The organism is Streptomyces diacarni, from assembly GCF_003323715.1.
Classification (GTDB): Bacteria; Actinomycetota; Actinomycetes; order Streptomycetales; family Streptomycetaceae; genus Streptomyces; species Streptomyces diacarni.
Genome location: NZ_QOIN01000047.1, coordinates 289819 through 303817 on the forward strand (window position 1 = coordinate 289819; position 13999 = coordinate 303817).

Genomic DNA, 13999 nt, shown 5'->3' on the forward strand with positions numbered 1-13999 from the left:
GCGAGCGCCACCGAGTTCACAGACCTGTGACCGTCAACGGACGCCCGTGACACGGTAGGTGTCGGCGACCGCCTCGAAATGGCGGTCGATCTCGGCACGGTGGCTCTTGGAACCGATCACGAGCAGCACGTGGTAGCGGCCGTCCAGGATCATCGCCCGGTTGCGGGCGTACACCTGCCGCCCGCCGCCCTCCCGCCAGGAGAACGTGCCCTCCGCCATGGCGGTGTCGCCCACGTCGATGCGCCGAAGCCCGCCCGTACTGGCCCAGTCCGCTGCGCGGTAGGCGGACAGCTCCGGCTCGTCCTCGCTCTGGTAGGCCATCGGGTCCTTGCCGTACTTCTTCGTGCTGTCCCGTCCGCCCACGACGACCATCTCCACCTGACCGCCGTTGTAGCGCACCTGCCCGCGCCCGTTGGCCGAGCGCCTGTCCCACTCCTCGGGCACGGCGATCCGGAACCCCGCGGGGTCCTGGCTGGTCTTGTACCCCTCGGGCGCCCGAGGGGACTTCGCCCCGGGCCCGGCGGTCGACGCGGACCCCTTGCCGCTCTCCCCCTTCTCGCCGCCCTCGCCGCTTCCGTCCTTACCGCTGTCGTCCTTACCGCTCTCGTCGTTGCGGCTGTCGTCGTTGCCGCTGTCGTCGTTGCCGCTGTCGTCCCCGTCCGCGGGCGCACGGTCCTGCTCCTCCGGTACGACGACGGAGCCCTTCTGGTTGCCCCCGCCCTTCTCGTGGTCCGGCAGGAACCACATGACGAACGCCACCGCAGCCGCCATACCGAGCAGCACGAGACCCAGGATCACCAGGCCCAGCCGCCGCGGTCCGGCTCCGCCCGACCGCTGCTCGCGCTCCCGCTTCTCCCGCGGCACGGCCCGCGTCGGCGCCCCGGCGGGCTCGTACTCCGGCAGCCGCTCCGGCCCCAGAACCTCCGTGCGGTCGGGCGCCGTGACGGGGGCGCGGGCGCTCGGCTGCGCGCGCTCGCCGCGCGGGCGGCCCCGGCCGTCGGGGCGCCTGGAGCGGCGACGTCTGCGCACCAGTTCGCCGCGCCGCCGCACGATCGGCAGCCTGCGCGGGTCGGACGGGCCGCCGGGTTCGAGCGACGGCGCCGTCACCGTCCGCAGCCCCACATCCGGTTCCGGCGCCGAACGGACGAGCGAACGCAGCCAGCCGCGCAGCTCCTCGAAGTCCGGGCGCTCCGTGGGGTCCTGGCGCATCAGCGACTCGACGACGGGACGCAGCGGACCGCAGTCCTCCGCGAAGGCGGGCGGCTCCGCGCACACCATCTGCGCCAGTTCGGCGGCGCTGTCCTCGGGGTAGGGCGCGTGGCCCTGCACCGCGCGGAAGAGCAGCGCACCCAGCGCCCACAGATCGGCGGCAGGACCGACGGGCGGCGCCAGCCGCCAGTTCTCGTACACGGGACCGGCCTGCTCGGGTGCCCAGCGCTCCGTCACCGGGCCGACGACCGTCATCCGGGCGTGCCGCGCCCGCTCGGCCGCCAGCGCCGTCGCGGGACCGCGGAACCGCCCCGCGACGGCCTCCGCCTCTGCCGCCTCCCCCCAGGGGCGGTCGGCGGGAACGCCGCCCGGCTCCGGGGCGTAGGAGCCGTCCTCCCCGGGAAACGCGTGCTCGTCTTGGAGAGCGCCTTCGCCGTGAAGCGCCCTCTCGCCGTGAGGAGCGCCTTCGCCGTGGAAGGCGCTCTCGCCGTGGGCAGCACCCTCGCCGGCGTCCCCGTCGGCTTCCCCGTTCGGGGAGGAGGCAGGGAGCCCCCTGAGATGGCGGCGCGTCTCATCCGGGTGTCCGGGCCCGGTGGTCCACTGCGCGGGAACACTGCGGCCGTCCTGGCGCGGCGCGCCCGGGAGCGCGGTCGGGCCGCTCCCCCCGTAGGGCGAGGCCCCCGCACCGTAGGGGCCCGCCGCGCGCGGTCCGTAGATCTCGTCCCGCTCGACCTGGCGTCCTCCGCCGCCCTCCTCCAGCGCGTCGGGCCGCACTTCGTCCTCGTCGGACGACAACCAGCGGACCTCGTCGTCCAGCGCGCCAGGCGGATGGTGCCCGTCGCCGCCGCCGTTTCGGTCACCCGGCGCGGTGGACCACCAGTCGGTGACCTGCTGACGGTGATCCCCCGCGTCGGCACCATGCGGGGCGCCTCCGTGCTCGGGGCCCGGGCCACCGGCGCGGCGTTCCGCGCTCCGGGTGTCGGCGACGGCACGCTGGGCGCCCTCCCGGTACGCCGCGATCGCACCGCGCCGGGCCGCGCGCGCCGCCAACGGATCCGCTGCCGGGTCCGCTGTTCCGTCGCCACCCGGCTCACCGCCGGCGCCGGAACCGGGCCTGCGCACACCTCGGCCGCGCGGCCCGCGCACGTCCTCGTCGGGGTCGATGCCCTCGAACCCGAAGATGCCCCGTCCCTGACCGCGAGGGTCGTACGGGTCCTCCCCGCGCGCCGTGAAGCCTTCGGGAAGCCTGCGCCCCGTCCAGGTCGCAGGCACCGCGTCAGTGGGAACCTCAGTCCGGGGCTGCGCCTGGGACTGAGGCTGCGCCTGCGAGGGGATCTGAACCTGGGGCTGGGGCGGGGTCCCGGGGGCGCCGTCGCCCGCAGGGCTGCTCCCAGGCGGAGCGGGGGCGGCCCCCGGCTCGTCCGCCTCGGGCAGCGGGTCGTACCCGCACAGCGCCTCCTCGGCGGCCCCCACCGCCAACCCCGTGAGCATCGCCCGGCCGTCCTCGCAGATGAGCACGGTGCGCGCGGTGACGTTCCGGTGCACCCAGCCGTGGACGTGCACGACCCCCAGCGCGGCCAGCAGGTCGGCGGCGATCTCGGCGGCGCGGTGGGCGCTCAGTGGGCGCTCGGACAGCAGCGCGGCGAGGGAGCGGGCGGGCACCTGTTCGCTCACTATCCACAGCCCGTCGTCCTCCACGAAGACGTCGAAGACCTGGTCGAGCCCCGGGTGGTCGGGCAACTGCGCGGCGGCGACGGCGGCCTCCATCGCTCTGCGCACCACCGGGTCATCGGGACGCCGGGTCGCCCGGCCGCCCCCCGGGCCGCCGGGATACCCGGGCCGGACCGGCTCCGCCGCACCGCGTACCGCGGAACCGCCCCCGTACCCGTATCCGCCCCGGCTGTCGTCGAGCAGCTCGGCCTCGACGACCTCCGCCTCGACCACCTCGGGCAGCGGCACCTGGCGCACCAGGACCTCTTGGCCGCCGACGGTGTCCCAGGCCGGGGACTCGGCGAGCTCGTACGCGTCGGCGGGCGGCAGAGGCAGGCGGTAGCGGCCGGCCAACAGCCGTCCCGCGTACTCCGCGTGTCCCTCCACGACGCCTCCCCAACCGTGCGCGAGGCCGCCAACTCCGTTTCCCCTCCGCACGCTTGCGGAGGGTGACGGCCTGCGTCTGCCACGATACGTCCGGGAACCGCGCGCGTCACCGCGACCGGGCCCGCTACCGCCGCCGTCGCCGTGCGGCGCGGGCGGTCACAGTGGCTTGAACGTCTCGAACGCCGTGTCCCTGAGCGTCTCGCACTCCTCGTCCTGCCAGGCGTCGGCCTCGCACGTGATGAGGATCGCGTAGCCGTTCCCGTCATCGACCTTGAAGCCCCGGTTGAGGACGTGGACCTTCTTGCCGTCCTCCTCGCGCAGGAACTGCCAGTCGGCGACGGTCGGGTAATCCCGCCACTCGACCGTCTCGATGCCCAGCGACTTGTAGCCGGGGCTCTTGCTCGTGGCCGCCGACTCCTGCTGGCGCCAGGCCTTGGCGGCGTCCGCGCCAGGGCTGCTCGTGCGGTCGATCTGGATGCGGGGATAACCGCCCGCGTCGGCCGCGTACTTGCCGCCCGAGTTGCTGCCCGCTATGCCGTAGCGCTTCCAGCCGTCGGGCATCGCGACGGAGAAGTGGAACCTGCCGTCCTTCACCTGCCCGTAGCCGTCCGGCAGACCGGAGTCGGACGCCTCGTCCTCGCCGCCGTCCTTGTCGCCCTCGCCACCCTTGTCGCCCTTGCCGTCCTGCGTCCCGTCGGACGTCCGGCCGTCCTTCGCCGCGCCGGCGTCCTGGCCCTCCCTGGAACCGCTGCTGCCGGCCTTCTCCGCGCCCGCGGTGGCCGAGCCCTTGCCGGACGCGTCGTCGCCCTTGCCATCGCCGTCGCCGCTCAGGCTCACCACCAGCACCACGATGACCACGATGACGACGACCACAGCCCCCGCCACGAGCGCCAACGTCCGCGGAGGCAAGCCCTTGCGGAGCTCGGGCAGATCCCTCAGGTCGCGCAGCGACGTGATCGCACCACTGCCGCCGCTCTCCGGGGGCAGCGCCCGGCCGCCGCTGCCGGCTGCCGGCAGCGGCCCCGCGCCTGCGGCACCCGGGAGCCGGGATCCCGCGCTCTCCCCCGCGCCCGCGTCATTCCCCGCGCCGGAGGTCGAATCCGTCGCGGAGGGGGAAGCGGCTGCGGGGCGGGGAGCGGAGGCGGCACCCGCTCCACCACCCGCGGCCTTGCCGTCGCCGTTGCCCGCGCCCTTGCCGTGGTCCTTGTCCTTCGCGCCCTTGTTCTTGGCGTCTTCGCCCCTGGCGTCCTTGCCCTTGGCATCCTCGCCCTTGGCCGCCGCTCCGGGCCCCGAAGCGGCCCCGGAGCCGGACGTCGCGCCGGACGGCTGCCCGGTCTCCTTCCGCCCGGCTGCCCGGGAGGAGGCACCTGACGCGCCGGACGCACTCGTGCCGTTCCCCGTCGTGCGCCCACTCGACGTGCGGCTCGCCGCGCCGCCGTCGCGGGAGTCGGTCGCGCCGCCCGCAGCACCCTTGCCGCCGGTGCTCTCGCCACCCGTGCTCGTACCGCTCGCGGGCTTCTCGGTCCGCGCGCCCGTCCGCGGGGTCGTCGAGGACGTGGTGGGCGGCGACGACGGACGCGGCGGTGTACGCGGGGCCGACGGCGGGCTCGACGGGACGGGCGGCACGGAGGGCGACGCGGGGGCGGAAGCCCCCGAGGACGCGGCCGCACCGCGCTGTCCGTCAGCGTACGCACTGCCGGAGCCGGCCCCCTGCTGCGAACCGCCCGAACCGGCTCCGTGCCCCGAACCGGAGGACGGCGCATCGCTCCCCGGCCGGGAACCGGCGCCAGGCCGGGAACCCGGACCGGAGTCGGTGCCGCGGCCGGTACCCGCCGCACCCGCGCCGGCGGCGCCTGCCGCGTTCCGCACGGACTTGAAAGCGCCACGCAGCCGTTCACCCGAGCTGGTGCCCTCGGACCGCCGCTTGCGCCTGCCGCCCGTCGTACCGGCGCTGTAGGCGGGACCCGACCGGGCACCGCCCTTGCCTGACGACGAGGCCGGTGACGACGGCGGTGACGAGGCGGAGGACGCCTCCACCCGGGGCAGCACGGACGTGCGGGTCGGGTCGCCGCCGTCACGTCCCGACGGGCCGAGGGGGCTCTTGAGCCCGGAGGCGACCGGCTCCAGCAGCAGGCGGGCCCCGCTGACGTCGAGCCGCTTCTCCGGGTCCTTCACCAGCAGCCCCGCGATGACCTCGTGCAGCTCACCCGCGTGTTCGGGAAAGGGGATGGGCTCGGTCATCACGGCCGTCAGCGTCGAGATGGCGGAGCCCTTGTCGTAGGGCGGGCGGCCCTCGACGGCGGCGTACAGCAGGCCGCCCAGCGACCACAGGTCCGCCGGCGGACCCGGAGGCTTGCCGCGGGCACGCTCGGGCGAGATGTAGGAGGGGGCTCCCACCAGCATGCCCGTGGAGGTGACGGACGGGTCGCCCTCGACCTTGGCGATGCCGAAGTCGGTGAGGACGACGCGCCCCGTGCCGTCCTCCAGCAGCACGTTGGAGGGCTTCACGTCGCGGTGGAGGATGCCCTCGCGGTGGGCGGCGCGCAGCACGTCGAGGATGGCGAGCCCGACCTGCGCGGCGCGCTGCGGTTCGAGCGGCCCGTCCTTCTTGATCTGGTCGGCCAGCGAGCGGCCCTCGACCAGCTCCATGACGATCCAGGGCCTGCTGTCCTCGTTGACGACGTCGAAGACGGTGATGGCGCTGCCGCTGCGGATCCTGGCGATGGCCTTCGCCTCACGCAGGGTGCGGGTGATGAGCCGCTGCTTCTCCTCCTCGTCGACACTGGAGGGGAACCGAAGCTCCTTCACCGCGACACGGCGGCCCAGGACTTCGTCCTCGCCACGCCAGACGGTGCCCATACCGCCACGCCCGAGGACACCCCCGAGCCGATAGCGCCCGCCTACCAGCCGTCCCGTGTCCTCGCTCATGAATCCCCTTGTGTCCCCTCTGCGTGAGAGCCCGCCCCCGGCAGAGCCTTCATTGTGAACCATCGTCCTGACAAGACGTGTACGGGGGCGGCACGGTTACACCACAGCCCCACCACTTCTTACCGGAGTTCACACGCCCAACAGCCCTTGCCAGGGCGACCAGTCCAACGGGGGACCCACGGCCGGGCCCCCCGCCGGGACAGGCTCGCACAGACCCGCGCCGGAAACGCACACGGACCTCACACGGACCTACACCGGGGCGATGTCCGGCGCCCCCAGCCGCGCCGCGTCAGCCGTCTGGTCGTCAGGCTGCAACTGGGACTCGCGCTCCGCCTCCACCCGCTTCTCGTAGTGTTCGACCTCACGGTCGACCTGGTCGGTGTCCCAGCCGAGCACCGGCGCCATCAACTCGGCACACTCGCGGGCGCTGCGCGCCCCGCGGTCGAAGGTCTCGATGGAGATGCGCGTACGGCGCGTCAGCACGTCGTCCAGGTGGCGGGCACCCTCGTGCGTGCACGCGTAGACGACCTCCGCCTTGAGGTAGTCGTCGGCCGCGGGCAGCGGTTCGCCGAGCTTCGGATCCCCGGCGACCAGATCGAGCACCTCCTCGGTCATCGAGCCGTAACGGCCCAGCAGATGCTCCACCCTGGCCACGTGCAGCCCGGCACGCTGGGCCAGCCGCGCCCGGCCGTTCCACAGCGCGTGGTAGCCCTCGGCACCCGCCAGCCGCACCTCCTCCGTGACGCAGTCGGCGACCCGGTGGTCGAGCCCGTGCACGGCCTCGTCGACCGCGTCCTTGGCCATCACCCGGTAGGTCGTGTACTTGCCGCCCGCGATGACCACGAGCCCCGGCACCGGGTGCGCGACGGTGTGTTCGCGCGACAGCTTGCTCGTCGCCTCCGACTCACCGGCCAGCAGCGGCCGCAGCCCCGCGTACACCCCCTCCACGTCGTCCCGCGTGAGCGGCACCGCCAGCACCGCGTTGACGTGGTCGAGCAGGTAGTCGATGTCGGCACTCGACGCCGCCGGATGCGCCTTGTCCAGATCCCAGCCGGTGTCGGTGGTACCGACGATCCAGTGCCGGCCCCACGGGATGACGAACAGCACGCTCTTCTCGGTGCGCAGGATCAGCCCCGTCGAAGAGTTGATGCGGTCCTTGGGCACCACCAGGTGAATGCCCTTGGAGGCGCGGACGTGGAACTGGCCCCGCTCGGCGATCAGCCCCTGCGTGTCGTCCGTCCACACGCCCGTCGCGTTGACGACCTGACGGGCCCGCACCTCGAACACGCCCCCCAACTCCAGGTCCTCGATGCGCGCGCCGACAACCCTCTCGCCCTCACGCAGGAAGCCGACCACCCGCGCGCGGCTGGCCGCGTGCGCCCCGTACTCGGCGGCGGTCCGCACCAGCGTGGCGACGAAGCGGGCGTCGTCCACCTGCGCGTCGTAGTACTGCAAAGCGCCCACCAGCGCGTCCTTGCGCAACGCGGGAGCCACGCGCAGGGCGTGACGGCGCGAGAGGTGACGGTGGGTGGGCAGACCGCGCCCGTGGCCCGACGAGAGGGACATGGCGTCGTACATCGCCACACCCGATCCCGCGTACAGGCGTTCCCAGGCCCGATGCTGGAGGGGATAGAGGAAGGGCACCGGCTTGACCAGATGCGGCGCGAGGCGCTCCAGCAGCAGCCCGCGCTCCTTCAGTGCTTCGCGCACCAGTGCGAAATCCAGCATCTCCAGATACCGCAGCCCGCCATGGATCAGCTTGCTGGAGCGGCTCGACGTCCCCGAGGCCCAGTCCCGCGCCTCGACGATCCCCGTGGACAAACCGCGGGTGACCGCGTCCAACGCCGTGCCCGCGCCGACGATGCCGCCGCCGACCACCAGCACGTCGAGCTCGGCCTCCGCCATCCTCGCCAGTGCCCCGGCGCGCTGCTCCGGTCCCAGTGCCGCTGTCCTCACTGCTGCCTCCCTGGTACGCGTCCGCTGTGCGCTTTCGCTGTGCGTTTTCGCCATGCGCTTTCGCCATGCGCTCTGCTGTGCGTGTTCGCCGTGTGTCCTGCGCCTGGTGTGCCTTCCCTGCGGGTGCTGACCTCGTGTAGCGCCCCCGTGGGCCCAGCGGACCCCATGGACCCTGTGGTCCCCCTGACGATGGTCCCCCATTCCCGCGAGTTTGGCTGAGCGTCGGCCCTGCTGAGCGCGCAATCCGACTTATCTGTCATATGGGCTCTTAACCTTAATGAGCGCCGCTCGCCACTCCCGGTGCTGCCCGGGGACGGGACCGGGCCGACAAGGGGAAGGGAAGACCGCTGCCATGCCCGCAGATCTCGCCGTGCTGGGACTCACCCATTCGGGGCTGCCGCTCGCCCAGGCCGCCACGGCGAACGGAATCGGCACCCTCGGCTACGACCCCGACGACGCCACCGTCGCCGACCTCGGCGCGGGCCGCCCCCCGCAGGACGCCCCGCTCAGCGCCGCGGAGGTACGGCGCATGCTCGCCGGAGGATTCCGCGCCTCCACCGACCCGGCCGTACTCGGCCGGGTACGCACCGCGGTCATCTGCGCGCCCACAGGGCTGGGCGCCAACCGCGCACCCGACATGAGCGCCGTACGCACAGCCGCCCGCACCCTCGCCGCACGGCTGCGGCCCCGCACCACCGTCATCGTCGAATCGAGCGTCTACCCCGGCTGCACGGAAGACGTCGTCCGGCCGCTGCTCGAAGACGGCTCCGGGCTGCGCGCGGGACGCGACTTCCACCTCGCCTGCTCACCCAGCCGCGTCGACCCCGGCAACCGCGGGTACGGCTACGCCACCATCCCCAAGGTCATCGGCGGGCTCACCCCCGCCTGCACCGAGGCGGCCGCCGCCTTTTACGGGCGGCTCACCGACAAGGTCGTGCGCGCCCGAGGGCCCCGCGAGGCGGAAACCAGCAAACTCCTGGAGACCAACTACCGGCACATCAACATCGCCCTCATGAACGAGATGGCCGTCTTCTGCCACGACCTGGGCATCGACCTGTGGGACGTCGTCCGGTGCGCCGAGACCAAGCCGTTCGGCTTCCAGTCCTTCCGGCCAGGGCCCGGCGTGGGCGGCCCCGGAGTCCCCGTCGACCCCAACTACCTCGCCTACCACAGCCGTTCTCTGGGCTACCCCCTGCGGATGGTCGAACTCGCCCAGGAAGTCAACGAACGGATGCCCCGCTACGTCTCCCAGCGGGCCGCCGCCCTGCTCAACGAACACGGCAAATCCGCGCGCGGAGCGCGCGTCCTCCTCCTCGGAGTCACCTACAAACCCGACCTCGCCAGCCAGGAAGGCGGCCCCGCGAGGGAAGTCGCCGGACGCCTCAAAGAACTCGGCGCCCAGCTGAGCTACCACGATCCGTACGTGCCGCAATGGCGGGTCGCGGGGCAGCCCGTGCCCCGCGCCGACTCCCTCTACGAGGCCGCCGCCGCGGCGGATCTCACTCTGCTGTTGCAGAATCATCGGGTTTACGATTTGCAGGGGATTGCGGCGAAGGCGCAGTTGCTGCTGGACACTCGGGGCGTGAGCCCCACTGGTGCGGCGCACCGACTGTGACCTCCCCCTCTTCTCGGGGCTGCGCCCCTGCCCCCATGGTCTTCCCCTTCTTCCGTGAGGGTGCCCTCGGCCGTGGTTGGGGGCTCCGCCCCCAAACCCCCGGGCCTCGCCGGCCAGGCGTTGGGGCGGCTCCTCCCCCGGATAGAGAGCAGCCCTTCGGGGGTGGGCTGGCCCCACAGGTAAAGGGGGAGGTATGGGGGGCCCGCCCCACATAGGTGAGGGGCGTGGGGGAGGTGCGCCCCGCAGGGGGTCAGCGGGCGACGGTGACCTCTACTCGTTGGAACTCCTTCAAGTCGGAGTACCCCGTGGTGGCCATCGCCCGGCGCAACGCACCGAAGAAGTTCATGGACCCGTCAGGCGTGTGGGAGGGACCGAGAAGGACCTCTTCCACCGTGCCGACCGCACCGAGGTCGACACGACGGCCACGCGGCACATCCGCGTGCACCGCCTCCATACCCCAGTGGTGCCCCTTGCCGGGCGCATCCGTCGCACGGGCGAGCGGCGAGCCCATCATCACCGCGTCGGCGCCGCAGGCGATCGCCTTGGGCAGGTCGCCGGACCAGCCGACGCCGCCGTCGGCGATGACGTGGACGTAGCGGCCGCCGGACTCGTCCATGTAGTCCCGGCGGGCCGCGGCGACGTCGGCGACGGCGGTCGCCATCGGCACCTGGATACCCAGCACGTTCCGCGTGGTGTGCGCGGCGCCCCCGCCGAAGCCGACGAGCACACCCGCGGCGCCGGTGCGCATGAGGTGGAGGGCGGCGGTGTAGGTGGCGCAGCCGCCGACGATGACCGGCACGTCCAGCTCGTAGATGAACTGCTTGAGGTTCAGCGGCTCGGCCGCGCTGGAGACGTGCTCGGCGGAGACGGTGGTGCCGCGGATCACGAACAGATCCACGCCCGCGTCGACGACCGCCTTGGAGAACTGGGCGGTGCGGCCCGGGGAGAGGGCGGCGGCCGTGACGACGCCGGAGTCGCGGACCTCCTTGATGCGCTGCCCGATCAGCTCTTCCTTGATGGGCGCGGCGTACAGCTCCCGCATGCGGCGGTTGGCCGTGGCCTCGTCGAGCTCGGCGATCTCCGCCAGCAGCGGCTCGGGGTCCTCGTACCGCGTCCACAGGCCCTCGAGGTTGAGGACGCCGAGGCCGCCGAGTTCGCCGATGCGGATGGCGGTGTGCGGCGAGACGACGGAGTCCATGGGCGCGGCGAGGAACGGCAGCTCGAAGCGGTAGGCGTCGATCTGCCAGGCGATCGAGACCTCCTTCGGGTCGCGGGTGCGCCTGCTGGGCACCACGGCGATGTCGTCGAAGGCGTACGCCCGGCGCCCGCGCTTGCCGCGCCCGATCTCGATCTCAGTCACGTCTACTACTGCCTCTCACTCTGGTGTGCCGCGCCCCAGTATCCCCGCCGCCCGCGGCGGGGTACGGCCCGGCACCCCCCTCGGTCCAACGCGTCAGCGCCGCGAGTAGTTCGGGGCCTCGGTCGTCATCTGGATGTCGTGGGGGTGGCTCTCCTTGAGGCCCGCGGCGGTGATGCGGACGAAGCGGCCGCGGGCCTTCATCTCGGGCACGGTGCGGCCGCCGACGTAGAACATCGACTGCTTGAGGCCGCCGGTGAGCTGGTGGACGACGGCGGAGAGCGGGCCGCGGTAGGCGACCTGTCCCTCGACGCCCTCGGGGATCAGCTTGTCGTCCCCGCTGACGCCCTCTTGGAAGTAGCGGTCCTTGGAGTAGGACTTGCTGTCGCCGCGGGTCTGCATCGCGCCGAGGGAGCCCATGCCGCGGTAGGACTTGAACTGTTTCCCGTTGATGAACAGCAGCTCGCCGGGGGACTCCTCGCAGCCCGCCAGGAGGCTGCCGAGCATGACGGTGTCGGCGCCGGCGACGATGGCCTTGGCGATGTCGCCGCTGTACTGCAGGCCGCCGTCGCCGATGACGGGGACGCCGGCCTCGTGGGCGGCGAGCGACGCCTCGTGGATGGCGGTGACCTGCGGGACGCCGATACCGGCGACGACGCGGGTGGTGCAGATGGAGCCGGGGCCCACGCCGACCTTGACGCCGTCCACGCCCGCGTCGATGAGCGACTTGGCGCCGTCGCGGGTGGCGATGTTGCCGCCGACGACATCGATGCCCGGATGGTTGGACTTGATCTTGGCGACCATGTCGCCGACCAGCCGGGAGTGGCCGTGCGCGGTGTCGACGACGACGAAGTCGACGCCCGCCTCGATGAGGGCCTGCGCGCGGTCGTACGCGTCACCGGCCACGCCGACGGCGGCACCGACGACGAGGCGGCCCTCGCCGTCCTTGGCGGCGTTGGGGTACTGCTCGGCCTTGACGAAGTCCTTGACGGTGATGAGGCCCTTGAGGGTGCCCGCGCCGTCCACCAGCGGCAGCTTCTCGATCTTGTGGCGGCGCAGCAGCTCCATCGCGTCCTCGCGGGAGATGCCGACCTGCCCGGTGACCAGCGGCATCGGCGTCATCACGTCGCGCACCTGGCGGCTGCGGTCCAGTTCGAAGGCCATGTCGCGGTTGGTGACGATGCCCAGCAGCTTGCCCGCGCCGTCGGTGACCGGGACGCCGCTGATCCGGAACCGCCCGCACAGCGCGTCCGCCTCTTCCAGCGTCGCGTCGGGCCGGATGGTGATGGGGTCGGCGACCATGCCGGACTCGGACCTCTTGACCTGGTCGACCTGGTTGGCCTGGCCCTCGATCGACAGGTTGCGGTGCAGGACGCCCACGCCGCCCTGGCGGGCCATCGCGATGGCCATGCGGGCCTCGGTGACCTTGTCCATGGCGGCGGACAGCAGCGGCACGTTGACCCGCACGTTCCGCGAGACGTACGACGCGGTGTCGATGTCCTGGGGGGCCATGTCCGACTCGCCCGGCAGCAGCAGGACGTCGTCGTATGTCAGGCCCAGAGTGGCGAATTTGGCGGGCACTCCGTCGACGTTTTCAGTCATGACACCTTTCCCATGCGGTCCACCCCCGCTTGCGCGGGGAACCACTGCTTGCCCCGGCCGGATCTCCATGCTATCGGCCCGGTGAGGGTGACCGGACCGCCTGTGGAAAACCCCGGCGCGACGGCACGGTCGGCACCCCCGCCGAACCGCGAGGCGTAATCCCGCGGACCGCAGGTCGTGTCCCGCGGACCGCAGGCCCCTACTGCTCGGCCAGCGCCCGCAGCCTGCTGAGCGCCCTGTGCTGGGCGACGCGTACGGCTCCGGGTGACATGCCCAGCATCTGTCCGGTCTCCTCGGCCGTCAGCCCGACGGCGACCCGCAGCAGCACCAGCTCGCGCTGGTGTTCGGGCAGATTGGCGAGGAGCTTCTTGGCCCACTCGGCGTCGCTGCTCAGCAGCGCCCGCTCCTCGGGACCGAGGGAGTCGTCGGGGCGCTCGGGCATCTCGTCCGACGGCACCGCCGTGGAGCCGGGACCGCGCATGGCCGCGCGCTGGAGGTCGGCGACCTTGTGCTGGGCGATGGCGACGACGAACGCCTCGAAGGGTTTTCCGGTGTCCCGGTAGCGCGGCAGCGCGCAGAGCACCGCGATGCAGACCTCCTGCGCGAGGTCGTCGACGAAGTGACGCGCGTCACCGGGCAGCCGCGTCAGCCGGGTGCGGCAGTACCGCACGGCGAGCGGATGCACGTGGGCGAGCAGGTCGTGGGTGGCCTGGCGGTCCCCCTCGACGGCGCGCTGGACGAGCCGGCTGACCTTCGCGACCCTGGCCGCCTCCGCGGCGCCCGCGGCGTCCGCACCGCTCTCGGCACCCGCGGCCGCGCCGGCCCCGGTGGCGGTTTCCGCGCTCGCGACGACCGGCCCCTGGCCGTTTACGGGCCCGGGCGGCGGCCCGTTCTCGTCGTCGCGCATCGGTCCATGGTGCACCGACGCGGCGCCGTTCGCCGCACCGCGTCCGTGGATGTGAGCCGAAGCGTTATGAGCAGGCGCACTGGCCCTCATGTCCATGCCCTCCCCTCACGCCTGACCGAACGGTCCCCGAGGAACTCCATACAACAAGCATGCGACACGCGCGAGATTTTCAGGATGCCGCGGCAGCGCCCATGGGGATCGTCGCCCCGGCACGGAGCCGGGACAGCGCCGGGACGGAGCCGCCGGGCCGGTCGGCGCGTACGTCCGGGCGCCGGGCCCGGAGCCGCCCGCCGAGAGCTGACCGGCAGTCGGCCAGGGGCGTCCACGG

Annotated in this window: 6 protein-coding genes and 1 pseudogene; 1 reads left to right on the forward strand and 6 read right to left on the reverse strand. The window is 73.0% G+C overall.

Annotated elements, in window-relative coordinates:
* Nucleotides 1–33: 33 nt before the first annotated feature.
* The 3 genes and pseudogenes from DTL70_RS20500 to DTL70_RS20510 form a co-directional block, all read right to left on the reverse strand.
* Nucleotides 34–3306, reverse strand: coding sequence for a protein kinase (locus tag DTL70_RS20500; protein WP_114023438.1), 3273 nt, complete (start codon nt 3304–3306; stop codon nt 34–36).
* A 1728-nt stretch (nt 3307–5034) separates the two neighbouring features.
* Nucleotides 5035–6234 (reverse strand): annotated as a pseudogene (locus tag DTL70_RS35145) (serine/threonine-protein kinase); the annotation flags it as partial.
* 249 nt (nt 6235–6483) lie between these two features.
* Entirely contained in the window at nt 6484–8190 is a 1707-nt protein-coding gene (locus DTL70_RS20510; protein ID WP_114023440.1) for a glycerol-3-phosphate dehydrogenase/oxidase, read from the reverse strand.
* A gap of 352 nt (nt 8191–8542) precedes the next feature.
* Here DTL70_RS20510 and DTL70_RS20515 point away from each other — a divergent pair, with 352 nt between their 5' ends.
* Nucleotides 8543–9805, forward strand: coding sequence for a nucleotide sugar dehydrogenase (locus tag DTL70_RS20515; protein WP_114023441.1), 1263 nt, complete (start codon nt 8543–8545; stop codon nt 9803–9805).
* 250 nt (nt 9806–10055) lie between these two features.
* On the opposite strand, the gene DTL70_RS20520 is transcribed toward DTL70_RS20515, so the two are convergent.
* The 3 genes from DTL70_RS20520 to DTL70_RS20530 all read right to left on the reverse strand — a co-directional run bounded on the left by DTL70_RS20520 (nt 10056) and on the right by DTL70_RS20530 (nt 13671).
* The gene (locus DTL70_RS20520) at nt 10056–11165 is read right to left on the reverse strand and encodes a GuaB3 family IMP dehydrogenase-related protein (RefSeq protein WP_114023442.1); all 1110 of its coding nucleotides are present in this window, start codon (nt 11163–11165) and stop codon (nt 10056–10058) included.
* A gap of 93 nt (nt 11166–11258) precedes the next feature.
* Nucleotides 11259–12764, reverse strand: a complete 1506-nt coding sequence (gene guaB, locus DTL70_RS20525) for an IMP dehydrogenase (RefSeq protein ID WP_114023443.1) — start codon at nt 12762–12764, stop codon at nt 11259–11261.
* Nucleotides 12765–12963: 199 nt separating this feature from the next.
* Complete coding sequence (locus DTL70_RS20530; RefSeq protein WP_114023444.1) at nt 12964–13671, reverse strand: sigma-70 family RNA polymerase sigma factor; 708 nt, start codon at nt 13669–13671, stop codon at nt 12964–12966.
* Between the last annotated feature and the right edge of the window lie 328 nt (nt 13672–13999).